Source organism: Ferribacterium limneticum (assembly GCF_020510565.1).
GTDB classification, from domain to species: domain Bacteria; phylum Pseudomonadota; class Gammaproteobacteria; order Burkholderiales; family Rhodocyclaceae; genus Azonexus; species Azonexus limneticus_B.
Map to the genome: position 1 here is coordinate 3,919,667 of NZ_CP075189.1, position 12,036 is coordinate 3,931,702.

The 12,036-nt window shown below is 63.7% G+C and carries 14 protein-coding genes; all 14 read right to left on the reverse strand.

Translation table 11 applies throughout. The annotated features are described in order from the left end of the window. Positions 1-22: 22 nt before the first annotated feature. The 14 genes from hybE (KI610_RS18805) to KI610_RS18870 all read right to left on the reverse strand — a co-directional run bounded on the left by hybE (KI610_RS18805) (position 23) and on the right by KI610_RS18870 (position 11,923). Positions 23-505, reverse strand: coding sequence for a [NiFe]-hydrogenase assembly chaperone HybE (hybE, locus tag KI610_RS18805; protein WP_226496465.1), 483 nt, complete (start codon positions 503-505; stop codon positions 23-25). Beyond that, entirely contained in the window at positions 502-2,853 is a 2,352-nt protein-coding gene (hypF, locus tag KI610_RS18810; RefSeq protein ID WP_226496466.1) for a carbamoyltransferase HypF, read from the reverse strand. The genes hybE (KI610_RS18805) and hypF overlap by 4 nt, the downstream gene beginning before the upstream one ends. 7 nt (positions 2,854-2,860) lie before the next feature. Next, on the reverse strand, positions 2,861-3,913 hold the full coding sequence (gene hypB / locus KI610_RS18815) for a hydrogenase nickel incorporation protein HypB (protein WP_226496467.1): 1,053 nt from the start codon (positions 3,911-3,913) through the stop codon (positions 2,861-2,863). Between the two features lie 13 nt (positions 3,914-3,926). Continuing rightward, positions 3,927-4,268: a hydrogenase maturation nickel metallochaperone HypA gene (hypA, locus tag KI610_RS18820; protein WP_226496468.1), complete on the reverse strand. Its 342-nt coding sequence runs from the start codon at positions 4,266-4,268 to the stop codon at positions 3,927-3,929. After that, the gene (locus tag KI610_RS18825; RefSeq protein ID WP_226496469.1) at positions 4,261-5,190 is read right to left on the reverse strand and encodes a hypothetical protein; all 930 of its coding nucleotides are present in this window, start codon (positions 5,188-5,190) and stop codon (positions 4,261-4,263) included. The genes hypA and KI610_RS18825 overlap by 8 nt, the downstream gene beginning before the upstream one ends. Next, positions 5,187-5,654, reverse strand: a complete 468-nt coding sequence (gene hybE, locus KI610_RS18830) for a [NiFe]-hydrogenase assembly chaperone HybE (protein ID WP_226496470.1) — start codon at positions 5,652-5,654, stop codon at positions 5,187-5,189. Before hybE (KI610_RS18830) ends, KI610_RS18825 begins: the two co-directional genes overlap by 4 nt. Positions 5,655-5,801: 147 nt before the next feature. Further along, positions 5,802-5,999, reverse strand: a complete 198-nt coding sequence (locus KI610_RS18835) for a rubredoxin (protein WP_226402793.1) — start codon at positions 5,997-5,999, stop codon at positions 5,802-5,804. Between the two features lie 11 nt (positions 6,000-6,010). Then, on the reverse strand, positions 6,011-6,874 hold the full coding sequence (locus KI610_RS18840; RefSeq protein WP_226496471.1) for a hydrogenase expression/formation protein: 864 nt from the start codon (positions 6,872-6,874) through the stop codon (positions 6,011-6,013). After that, positions 6,871-7,329, reverse strand: a complete 459-nt coding sequence (locus KI610_RS18845; protein ID WP_226496472.1) for a thioredoxin domain-containing protein — start codon at positions 7,327-7,329, stop codon at positions 6,871-6,873. The genes KI610_RS18840 and KI610_RS18845 overlap by 4 nt, the downstream gene beginning before the upstream one ends. After that, positions 7,326-7,628, reverse strand: coding sequence for a HypC/HybG/HupF family hydrogenase formation chaperone (locus KI610_RS18850; protein ID WP_226496473.1), 303 nt, complete (start codon positions 7,626-7,628; stop codon positions 7,326-7,328). The genes KI610_RS18845 and KI610_RS18850 overlap by 4 nt, the downstream gene beginning before the upstream one ends. Position 7,629: 1 nt before the next feature. After that, positions 7,630-8,244, reverse strand: a complete 615-nt coding sequence (locus KI610_RS18855; RefSeq protein WP_226496474.1) for a HyaD/HybD family hydrogenase maturation endopeptidase — start codon at positions 8,242-8,244, stop codon at positions 7,630-7,632. Positions 8,245-8,307: 63 nt separating this feature from the next. Further along, complete coding sequence (gene cybH / locus KI610_RS18860; RefSeq protein WP_226496475.1) at positions 8,308-9,012, reverse strand: Ni/Fe-hydrogenase, b-type cytochrome subunit; 705 nt, start codon at positions 9,010-9,012, stop codon at positions 8,308-8,310. Between the two features lie 22 nt (positions 9,013-9,034). Then, positions 9,035-10,825, reverse strand: coding sequence for a nickel-dependent hydrogenase large subunit (locus KI610_RS18865; protein WP_226496476.1), 1,791 nt, complete (start codon positions 10,823-10,825; stop codon positions 9,035-9,037). A 3-nt stretch (positions 10,826-10,828) separates the two neighbouring features. Next, positions 10,829-11,923 carry a hydrogenase small subunit gene (locus KI610_RS18870; RefSeq protein ID WP_319004193.1) on the reverse strand — a complete coding sequence of 365 codons (1,095 nt, stop codon included), beginning with the start codon at positions 11,921-11,923 and terminating at the stop codon, positions 10,829-10,831. Positions 11,924-12,036 lie beyond the last annotated feature (113 nt).

The window sequence follows — 12,036 nt, forward strand, 5'->3', positions numbered from 1 at the left end:
CCTCAAACTCTCAAAATTCGGTTCATCGCCGGCCGCTCAGGGCGCGCAGAAAGCCGCGCCGACTGACCGGCTGACGCGGTTCATCGCCAACCACGGCCACATGGGCGCCAAGACCGAGCGCCAAACGGGCGTCGCCGACGAGAAGTCGGGCCGCCGCCATGCCGAGCACCTGGCTGATCGGCTGCACCAGTTCGACGCACTGATAATCGCCAAGTTCCGGGTCGTGGGCCGCGACGAAACGCCAGTCCATGTTCCCCAGCGCCAGGTAGCGCTGCTGGCCGAGCGGAATGTCGCCCCACAAATCGCCGCCGCCGGGCAAGAGAAAAATGCGGACGAAGCCTGGCGCGATGACGCCGGCCAGCCAGTCGCCACGTTCCTGAACGCACCAGCAGACTTCGGCCGTCAGCGCCGGATTGACCGGCAAGCCTTCGGACAGGGCGGCGCAGCGCCGGGCCAGCGCACTGGCCGGATCAAACTGCCACGAAGTTGGCGCCTTATCGCTCAAGACATTTCCTTTGTCGAAACCTGTTCCGACCGATTTTCGCCGCTCGCCAGCCGGTCGGCAAGCGCCAGACGGCGGGCGATCCAGGCCTGACCGAGAGCCAGTCCGCCGTCGTTGGGCGGCGCCTGGCGGGCTTCAAGTAGCTTGATGCCGGCGGCGTCGAAACGGCTGCGTAGCGCCGTCATGAGCACGGTATTCATCGCGCAGCCGCCGCCGACGGCGATTTTAGTGCCTTTCAATTTTGGGCTGTTTTTCCGGTTGACCGTAGCAATCGCCCAGTCGGCCAGACCGGCCGCGACGGTAGCGTGGAACAGCGCGGCGCCGTGGGCGGCATCGTCCTTGCAGCCCATCAGAGGCGACAACATCGGTGAAAAGTCGAGGATCGTGCCGCCTTCGAGCAAGGTATAGCCGCCGGGCAGCGGTTCGACCGGGCCGTATTGGGCAGCCAGACCTTCGAGTTCCATCGCCGCCTGCCCCTCAAATTGCATGAGGTCGCGCACGCCGAGCAGGCCGGCGGCAGCGTCGAACCAGCGGCCGAGGCTGGTCGTCGGCGGGCAGCGCAGATTGCGGGCGAGCATGGTGAGCAGCGGACCGGGGTCGCGCGTCGGGTAATACTGCTTGATCCAGCCGCCGACGCGGTAGCCGAAGCCGGCGCCGTGCAGGGCGGAGACGGCCATGCGCCACGGCTCTTTAGCGGCGCGGTCGCCGCCGGGCATGGCCAGCGGGCTGAGATGGCCGAGGCGCTCGCAGTTTGCGCCATCAAGATGCAGCAACTCACCGCCCCAGGCGCCACCATCGGGGCCGAGGCCGACGCCATCGAGCGCCAGGCCGATGATCGGCTCGTTGATACCATGTTCGGCGCAGATCGGAGCAATGTGGGCGTGATGATGGCCGACGGCGACGGCTGGAATGCCGAGCTTTTCGGCCAGCCTGACCGCCAGATGCGTGGAGGGAAAATCGGGGTGGAGGTCGTGGGCGATCAGCTCTGGCCGGACGTCGAGGATGGCCAGCAGATGATCGACCGTTTCTTCGAGGAAACCGATGGCCGCCGCGTTGTCGAGACCGCCGATGTGCTGCGACAGGAAGGCTTCGCGGCCTTTCATGAGGCAGATCGTGTTCTTGAGGTAGCCGCCGAGCGCCAGTACGGTCGGGCCGTCGTCGGCCAGTGCAATCGGTACCGGCACGTAGCCGCGGGCGCGGCGGATGAAAGCAGGGCCTGCGCGGACAACCGAATCGTCGCAGCGGATGACGATGTCGCGGTCGTGCACCAGGTAGGCATCGGCGATGCCGGACAGGCGGTCGAGCGCTTCGTCGTTGGCGATGACCAGCGGCTCACCGTGCGGGTTGGCGCTGGTCATGACCAGCAGGAGATCGTTGGTTTGCGTCAGCCAGTCGGTGCCGGCCGGACGGCCAGCCGCTTCGTGCCAGAGCAGCAGGTGGAGCGGCGTTGCCGGCAGCATGGCGCCGAGCCAGGCGAGGCCGGGAGCGATGCCTTTCAGTTCGGCGGCGCCCTTGGGGCAGAGGACTATGGGTGCGGCAACGCTGTGCAGCAGCGTCAGTTCGTCATCGCCGATCCGGGCAAATTCGGCCAGCGAGGCGGCGTTGAGGCCCATCACGGCGAAGGGCTTTTCCTCGCGCTGCTTGCGTTCGCGCAGTTCGGCCACGGCGGCAGCGTTCCGCGCGTCGCAAGCGAGATGGAAACCGCCCAGCCCCTTGATGGCGACGATTTTGCCATCGCGCAGCAGGCGCAGGGTTTCGGCAATGGGGTCGCCGGCCAGTGGCTGTCCGTCAGCCGAAAGCAGGCGCAGTTGCGGGCCGCAGTCCGGACAGCAGGTAGTTTCGGCATGGAAACGGCGGTCGGCCGGGGCGCGGTATTCGTCGTTGCACGGCGCACAGAGCGGAAAGGCGGCGAGGCTGGTTTGCGCGCGGTCGTAGGGAATCCGGCGGCTGACGGTATAGCGCGGGCCACAATGGGTGCAAGTCGTGAAGGCGTAGCGCCAGCGGCGGCTGGCCGGGTCGCAAATGTCGGCGATGCACTCGGGGCAGATGGCGGCGTCGGGGCCGATGGCGGTTTTGACTTCGCCCGGTTCGCTGTCGAGAATCACGAAGCCATCGCCAGTCACCTCGGCCGCTTCATCCTCGATGCTGTCGATACGCGCCAGACGCGGAGCTTCGAGCGGCAAACGGGATTTGAATTTTGGCCAATTTTTCCCGTTGACCGTGGCAATCACCCCGGCCCCGTCGTTGCGCACCCAGCCGGTCAGCCCGAGCTCAGTGGCCAGCCGCCAGACGTAGGGTCGGAAGCCGACGCCCTGGACGAGACCGCGAATGCGGAACAGGCGGCCGCTCATCGGCGGCCTACTTTGCCGCCAACTGACGCTCCAGCTCGGCCACCCGGCGCTTCAGCGCGTCGACCGATTCCGAACGCTTGGCGCGTTGCGCCTCCAGCCCCGATTGAATCCAGTCGAGCCAGGCGGACAAACCATCGCCGCTGGTTGCCGAGACGCGGAAGATCGTTAAATCGGGATTGACCCGGCGGGCGTTGGCTTCGGCCAGGTCGGCGTCGAATTCGAGGTAGGGCAGCAGGTCGACCTTGTTGAGCAGCATGACGTCGGCCGCGGCAAACATGTCCGGATACTTGAGCGGCTTGTCTTCGCCTTCGGTGACCGAGAGGATGGCGACCTTGTGGTGTTCGCCAAGATCGAAGGCGGCCGGGCAGACGAGGTTGCCGACGTTTTCGATGAGGAACAGCGACTCGTCGGCCGGCTTGAGGCGCTCCATGGCGTGGCCGACCATGTGGCCGTCGAGGTGGCAGCCCTTGCCGGTGTTGATTTGCAGGGCCTGAACGCCGGTGGCGCGGATGCGCTCGGCGTCGTTGGAAGTCTGCTGATCGCCTTCGACAACACTGATGGCGACCTTGTCTTTCAACAGTTCGATGGTTTTGCAGAGCAGCGTGGTCTTGCCCGAGCCGGGGCTGGAAACGAGATTGAGCGCGAAGATGCCTTTGTCGTCGAAACTCTGCCGGTTGGCCTCGGCGTAGGTGTTGTTTTTGGACAGGATATCCTGCTCGATCTGCACCATGCGGGCCTGCGACATGCCGGGCACATGGGCGCGGGCCGGGCCGGTGCCGTAGTCGAGATCGCCGGCGACGCCGTGTTCGTGGTGATGCTCGTCGCCATGGCTGTGGGCGTGTTCGCCGGAATGAACGTGGTCGTGGCTGTGTTCGCTGCCATCGCCGTGGTGATGGCTGTGGGCATGGGCGCCAAGCGGCGCGGCGGCGTGGCTGTGATCGTGGTCATGCCCGTGATCGTGGGTGTGGGTATGCACGGTTCCGTCCTCATGGACGTGCGTATGTTCGTGCTCCCCTTCGATCTTCGTTTCCCCTGCGCCGCAGCCGCAAACTGTACACATATCCGTCTCCTGATTATTCGATCTCTATTTCCTTGACCCGCATTTCCGTGCCGCCGGTGGCCTGGACCTGGTGGCTGCCGCATTTCGGGCAGGCGCCGTAGAGTTCCTGCATCGGCACTGTTTCGGCACATAGCATGCACCAGCCGGCGCCCGGCACGTTAACAATCTCCAGCGCGGCGCCTTGGGCAATGCTGCCGTGCGTCACCGCCTCGAAACAGAACTTGATCGCCTCCGGCTCGACCGACGACATGCGGCCGATTTCCAGTACGACCAGCTTGACCCGCTTGGCATTCTCGCGTTTTGCGGTGTCTTCGACCAGTTGCAGCACGCCTTCGGCCAGCGACATTTCATGCATCGACTACCTCGGCGACATAGGGCAGACAGGGATCGAGCGCCAGTATGGCCCGGTTCAAGCCCCGTCTGGCCTGATCAAGAGAGGCAAACTGGAGATTACCGAGCAGGGATGACAGGGCCGTGGCATCGGCAAAATAACTGTCGGTCGGCGCCTGGACGCGGTAATTGGCCACCGCGCCCTCAACCACATGCACCGCATGGGTCAGTACGCCGCGCGCCGTCATGGTTTGCCCGACGCCCCAGCCGCCCTCGCCGGCACCGGCGACGGGAAACGGTGCTCTGCTGGCCAGGGCATCGACGGCGGCCAGGGTTTCGGCCAGGCGCGCCAGAAAAGCCGAGCGAATCGAGGTCGGTACAGGCAGCGCCGGCATTTGTGCCGCAGTGCCCTGCCAGTACTCCAGCCATGCCTCCGGGGCGAGCAAAGGGGCGGCAGGAATCTCCAGTTCGCCATCGTCCGGCGCCACTTCATCGGTGCTGCGGTCAACCAGCATTTCGAGGCATTTTTCAGCAATCGGGCGCAGGCTTTGGTGCAACAAATTTTGCGTTACCGCCAGACAATCGCCACCCTGCCGCGCGTTGCGCCAGGCAATGAAAGCGTCCTTTTCCGGGCGCAGACCGAGCGCCGGCGGCCAATCGAGCAGCAGGCGCCAGAGATTTTCATGCAGTACTTCCAGCCACAGTTCGGCGCTATCGAACACCCGTGGCGCCTCGTCCTGGGCCGCTGTCACTGCCGCCTCGGCCGCCGCCCGCTGGGCATGGGAGCACAGCGTGAACAAATAAGGAACCGTCTTGGTCACCACATCGGGCAACTGACCGATGAACAGGCGGGTGACCGAAGGGCGTTTAAGGTCGACGCGAATGTCGTGCAGGCCGCGCGCCTTGAAACGCGCCTTGACAGTGAGTAAGCCGGCGCTGGTGGTCATCGCCCCAACCCGAGAAAGGCCCGGCGGCTGGTCGCCTTGGCTGGCGGCGGTTCGGCCAGCGGATCGGCAAACAGGGCGTGCGCCGCGGCCAGCGCCGTGAGGCGGGCGGCCTCGTGGCTGTCGAATTCGAGCGCCGGCGAGAACAGCGAACAGAGGTGGTAGATGCCGATGCTGTCTTCCTCGGCCACGGTGAATTCATAGTCGCCGGACGGAAAATGCCAGTCGTGCTTGCTGCAGGCGGCCAGCGCCGGCCAGCCTTCGGCCTGACCGGGCAGGCAGAGCAGATTGATCGCCCACGGCGTGATCATCGCCCCGGCCCAATGGCCATCCGGCGTCCGCTGGAAACCGACGGCCTCGACCTGCAGGCTCCGGTTGCAGATCGGCACATCGTGCATCCGGCTCCGGGCAATGGTGGCGAAGGCAGCGACCAGTTCGGGCGACGGGTCGGTCGTCCAGAACCTCACTTGGCAGCCCTCATTCCGCCCTCCACTTACCCGGAACAGACACTATCCAAGGCCAGCGACCTGCCGGCAAAAGAAGTCCAGGGAGGGCCTGGACCTCATTCGCGGCCGGTCGCATTCCATGGCAAGCCATGGAGCCTTGCTCCCTGCTCATTCGGTCACCATGAACTTGTGTTTAGGCGCATCACAGCCCGGGCAACACCAGTCATCGGGCAAATCGGCGAACGGCGTGCCGGGCGGAATGCCGCGCACGTCGTCACCCTGCTCCGGGTCATAGACCCACCAGCAGATGCCGCATTCCAGCCGGTCGCCCGGCTGGACATTGAGAAACGAACCTTCGAAGCGCATGAAGGAGGAGACTAGACCGGCTCCACCATCATGTCGAGATATTCGCGCAGGCGTTCGACGGAATCGGTGAAATCCTCTTCAGCCGCCAGCGCCACTTCGGGCATGCCGATGACTTCGATGGAGTTGAGGATCAGCGCGTCCATGCTGTTGAAGTACTGCACCCACCAGACGTTTTTGAGCCGCGTGCTGGTGATCCGGCAATTGCCGTAGCCACGCGACAGGATCGACACTTCGCGGTGGCCGAGCCAGCCGTAGAGCGTGTCGAGATCGGCATCGCTGACCGGCAACAGCGTCAGGTTGATGATGTGCGCCGCGTCGCCGGGCTGCCAGGCCGCTGCCTGCATGCGGATTTCCTCGACGAGCGCTTGGGCGTTCATGCAGCCGACCGGGTAGTCGGGCGGCGGCAGATCGGCGGTCGCCGTGGCCAGCATCGTTTCGGTCAGGGGCGCCGGGATATCGCCGGTTTCGAGGCGATCGACCACCATCGCGCCATCGTCAGCGACCTGCAGGACGCGCCAGATGCCGGAAAATGCCGTCTCCTGAACGCGCCAGTGTTGCGGCGCCGTGGTGAAGGCGCTGACTTCGCCGAAGCCCATGGACTGATTGATCACATCGCGCATCGTCGCGTCAAGGTCGCGCAGGTTGAGCGTCGCGCCGCCGGCAAAGCCGACTTTCTCGGCCTCGTCCACATAGGCGCCGAGCAGGCTGGCCGCCAGATTGACCACCTCTTGCGCCACGTTGTCGGGCAGGCGCGGCTGCGAGAAGGTTTCCATGCCTTTCGGCATCGGCAGGTAATCCGGCGTTTCATCGCCTTGCGAGCCGGGACCCATGGCGACGACGGAAATCGGGAAGGGACGCATCGTGGACGGGTTCATGCGCAGGCTCCTTGCGTGCTGGCGGCGCGGACGGGGATGCCGATCGGCTTCGGTTGAGCCGGGCCGGTGAGCAGGCGGGCGATTTCATTCTGGTATTCGCTCCAGTCGCGGATGCCGTTGAGGACGCCAACGAACTGGCCATCACGCAGGAAGACGACGGCCGGGGCGCGCGGCACGCCGTATTGCTGCATCAGGGCCGCGGAAAAATCGGGGCCGGCGACCCAGCGGGCGATCTGCTCGCCGACCGGTTTGAGGGCTTCGGGCAGGATCACGCAGGCGTCCAGAACTTCGAGATTGCGCTGTGGGTCTTCGGTGAGGAGCAGTGCTGTCAGGCCGGCCGGGAATTCGGGATTGCTACGGTCAACCGGAAAAAAGCCGTGTTTTTGAAGTAATCGGCTGATGGCTGTTTCGAGTCTTTCGAGCGAGGTCGGGCCGGCTTTGAGTTCGAGGCTCATGATTGTTGTGTCCTCAGGAAATCGGGGAGTTGGGGTTCGCGATCGAGATCGGCGAAGAAGGCAGAAAAATCGGTGGCGCCGGATTGCGCGGCATCGAGCGCATCGAGCGCCGCGTCGATGGCGGCCGCCCGCTCGGCGTCGATCACCTCGCGGGCTGCATCGAGAAAAGTCATGAGCCAGGTGCCCGGCAGTTGCTGACCGACCAGACTGAGGTCGACCCGCACTTCGCCGTTGCGGCCGGCACAGCGGGCGAAATGTTCGCCGCATTCGAGCACCTGGACGGGGATGCCGAGGCACATGTCAGGCAGTTTCCATATTCAGGAAACGCGCATCGCCGAGGCGATAAGCTACTTCCGCCGGCGGCCGTTCGGATTCATAAACATCCATCGCCAGCGCGTTGTCAGTGATGCCTTCGCTCAGCCCTTCACGCACCCGGCCGGCCGCGCCCCATTTTTCCAGCCAGTCGAGCGCGATGTTGAGGGCCGGCACCATCTGCGCCTTGACGATATCGCGCAGGCTGCCGCCGAAATCTTCTAGCTGCTCGGCCTGAACGCCAACGAGAACGAGTTCAGCGGGCAATTTTTGCGTCAGTTCGGCGGCCATGAGCACTTCCTGAAAACCGGTCTGGTGCAGACTCATTTTCTTGACGCCCATGAAGCGTGGCACCTGATCGCCGACCACGACGCGCAAGTTGCCCGGCTCATCGCCGTAATCGACGGCGTCGAAGACCAGCAGGCAATCGGCCTCCTGGACGTAGGGCAGCAGGTAGAGACCTTGCGTGCCGCCGTCCATCACCGTCACCTGCGGCGGAAATTCCCAGCCGGCGTTGAGGGCTTCGACACAGCGCACGCCGAAACCTTCGTCGGCCCACAGGATGTTGCCGATACCGAGGACCAGTATGCGTTTTGAAGTCATTGTCACCACCTGAAAAAGTGCCCCGGGTACGGCTGTACGCCGGGGCGAACGCAAGTTGAAGCCTCAGTCCTTGAACATCCGCCAGCCGGAAATCATGGTGGAAATCAGCGACTGCCGGCTCATGATGTCCTCGCGGATCGCCGCGTAGACATGCACCAGCACGAAAGTCATCATGATCCACATGCCCAGCCGGTGCAGGTTATGCACCTGCATCGAGCCGCCAAGGGCCGGAATGACCCAGCCAAACAGGCTGTCCTGCCAGCTGCCCAGCCCGGCTCCTTCGCTGTACAGCGCGAAGCCGGTGAACAGCATGCCGACGGCCAGAATCGTGAAGAAGAAGAACATCATGAGCTGCGCCATCGGGTTGTGACCGACGTACTTCTTCGGTGTCTTTTCGAGGAACAGATACCAGCGCAACTCGAAGAGGACTTCACTCCACCACTGCGGATTGGTGATCGGCAGCCGGAAGATCTGCTTGGCGTGGTGATTGCCGACGAACGCCCAGTACACCCGCCCGAGCAGCCCGACAGCAAAGATGTAGGCGGCCGAGAAATGGGCGAAGCGGATGTAGCCCATCAGGAAGTTGTCCGACGCTTCGCCGGGCATCGTCGGCAAGGGTTTGCCGATGAAATACCCGGTTACCGCCAACACCACCATGGCCAGCGCATTGATCCAGTGCCACAAACGGACCGGTGCCTCGTAGACATAGATCGAACGGACTTGTTTACCGTGCCGTTCGGCTTCCAGCATGTCCTGTTGAGAGAGCATGATTGCCTCCTTTCCGGACCGCTTAGCGGACCTTGACCGACGTCATTTCCTGTCCATCCGGGCTCATCACATGCGTCGAGCAGGCCAGGCAGGGATCGAAGGAATGCAGCGTGCGCAGGATTTCGAGCGGCTCGTCAGCCTTGGCCACCGGGGTGTCCATCAGCGCCGCCTCGAAGGCACCGATCTGGCCCTTGTGGTCGCGCGGACCGCCGTTCCAGGTGGTCGGCACGACGCACTGGTAGTTGTCGATCTTGGTGTCCTTGATCTTGATCCAGTGGCCGAGTGCGCCGCGCGGCGCTTCGGTGAAACCGGCGCCCATCGCTTCCTTCGGCCAGGTGCTCGGCTCCCACTTTTCGATGTTCGCCGTGTTGAGGTCGCCTGCCTTGAGGTTGGTCATCAGCTTGTCAAAGAAATAGGACATCTTGTGCGCCGCCCACTGGCATTCCAGACCGCGCGCCGCAGTGCGGCCGAGGGTCGAGAACAGGGCGGTGACCGGCACGTCGAGTTCCTTGAGCAGGGCATCGACCGGCTCCTTGAACTCCGGATTCTTCTGGGCGTAGCCGATGATGTAGCGGGCCAGCGGGCCGACTTCCATGGCGTGGCCGCGCCAGCGCGGGGCCTTGATCCACGAGTACTTGCCGCCTTCGTCGAGTTCCTTGATGTTGGTCTTGGTGCCCTTGGTGTTCGGGCCGAGCACGAAGCTCGGCTCGGTGACGCCGTCGAAGGGGTGCAGGCCCTTGCTTTCGTCGGCGTATTTGTACCAGGAGTGATTCACATATTCCTGAATCTGCTCCGGGTCCTTGAGGTCGATTTCATGGACCTTGGACAGGTCGCCATTGATGATGGCGCCGCGCGGCAGCAGCAGGTTGCCGGCCGAGTAGTCGTTGGCCTTGTCCGGGATGTCGCCGTAGGACATGACGTTCTTCGACGACAGGCCACCACCGTGCAGCCAGCCTTTGTAGAACTTGGCGATGGCGATCAGGTCGGGGATGTACACCTGCTCGGTGAACTCGATGCTGCGGTCGATGATGCTCTTGACCAGATTGAGCCGCTCCATGTTCACGGCGCCGACCGCCCCCGTGCCTTCCATGTTGATGGCGCAAGGCACGCCGCCGACCAGCCAGTTCGGATGCGGGTTCTTGCCACCGAAGATGGTGTGCACCTTGACGATTTCCTTCTGGAAATCGAGGGCTTCGAGGTAGTGCGCCACGGCCATCAGGTTGGCTTCGGGCGGCAGCTTGTAGGCCGGATTGCCCCAGTAGCCGTTCATGAATGGGCCAAGCTGGCCGGATTCGACAAATTTCTTGAGGCGATTCTGGATGTCGCGGAAATAACCCGGCGACGACAGCGGCCAGCTCGAAATGCTCTGGGCCAGCGCCGAGGTGGCTTTCGGATCGGCTTTCAGCGCCGAGACGACATCGACCCAGTCGAGCGCATGCAGGTGGTAGAAGTGCACCAGATGGTCATGCACCTGCAGGTTGAGCTGCATGATGTTGCGGATACTGTTGGCGTTTTCCGGAATCTTGATGTTGAGCGCATCCTCGACGGCGCGCACCGAAGTCAACGCGTGGGTGCCGGTACAGACACCGCAGATGCGTTCGGTGAAGGCCCAGGCGTCACGCGGATCGCGGCCCTTGAGAATGACTTCGAGGCCGCGCCACATGGTCCCTGTGGACACGGCATTGCGGATGACGTTCTTGTCGTCGAGATTGACTTCCACCCGCAGGTGGCCTTCGATGCGGCAGACCGGGTCAACGACGACGCGCTTGCCGGAGTTGTCGAGCTTGAATCCTTGAGTTTCGTAAGCAGCCATTTTTTACTGTTCCCCCTCTTTTTCCGGTTGACCGTGGGAAGTCGAATTCCGCGCCCTCGCCAGTGCCGAGACGGCGGCGTGGGCAGCAATCGCGGCGCCAACGGTGCCGGCGGCAGCCTTGCCAATGGTGTCGGCGTTCGCTTCGACGCCGAACTGCTTGATGTCGGTCACCCGGTCGTAGAAGCTGCCCTTGTCCCAGAAGCCCTCTTCAGAGCAACCGATACAGCCGTGGCCGGACTGCACCGGCCAGCTGACGCCGCCGTTCCATCGCATCGACGAACAGGCGTTGTAGGTCGTCGGCCCCTTGCAGCCCATCTTGTACAGACAGTGACCCTTGCGCGAACCCTCGTCGTCCCAGGCTTCGGCGAACTGGCCGGCATCGAAGTGGCCGCGGCGATAGCACTTGTCGTGGATGCGCTGGCCGTAAAACATCTTCGGGCGGCCCTGGCGGTCGAGCTCGGGAATGCGGTCGAAGGTCAGCATGTAGGTGACGACGCCGGTCATCACCTCGGCAATTGGCGGGCAACCCGGGACGTTGATGATCGGCTTGCCGGAAATCACCTTGTGCACCGGCGTGGCACGCGTCGGGTTCGGCTTGGCGGCCTGGACGCAGCCGTAGGAAGCGCAGGCGCCCCAGCTGATGATCGCCTTGGCGTCGGCGCAGGTTTCCTTGAGCACTTCGACGAACGGACGGCCGCCGTGGATGCAGAACATGCCGTCCTCGTTGAGCGGCGGATTGCCTTCGACGGCAACGATGTAGTTGCCCTTGTACTTCTTCTTGACCTCTTCGATGATCGCCTCGGCCTGGTGGCCGGCGGCAGCCATCAGCGTGTCGTCGTAGTCGAGCGAGAGCATCGAGAGCACGACATCCTTGGTCAGCGGATGCGCCGAGCGGATGAAGGATTCCGAGCAACAGGTGCATTCCAGGCCGTGCAGCCAGATCACCGGCGTGCGCGCCTTGGTTTCCAGCGCATGGGCGATGCGCGGTGCGGCGGCAGAGCCCAGCCCGAGCGAGGTCGCGGTCAGGCTGCAGAATTTGAGAAAGCTGCGCCGGGTAATCCCCTGGCGGCGAAGCACTTCATAAAAGGTTTCGGTCACTGGTATGTCCCCCGTTGGTTTTGTTGCCGAGCAGGGGAACCACTACGCAAAGCGTGTGCCACACACCGGCACTTATTGATTTATCGATTGGAATCAAGGCATTTCCCAAGCCA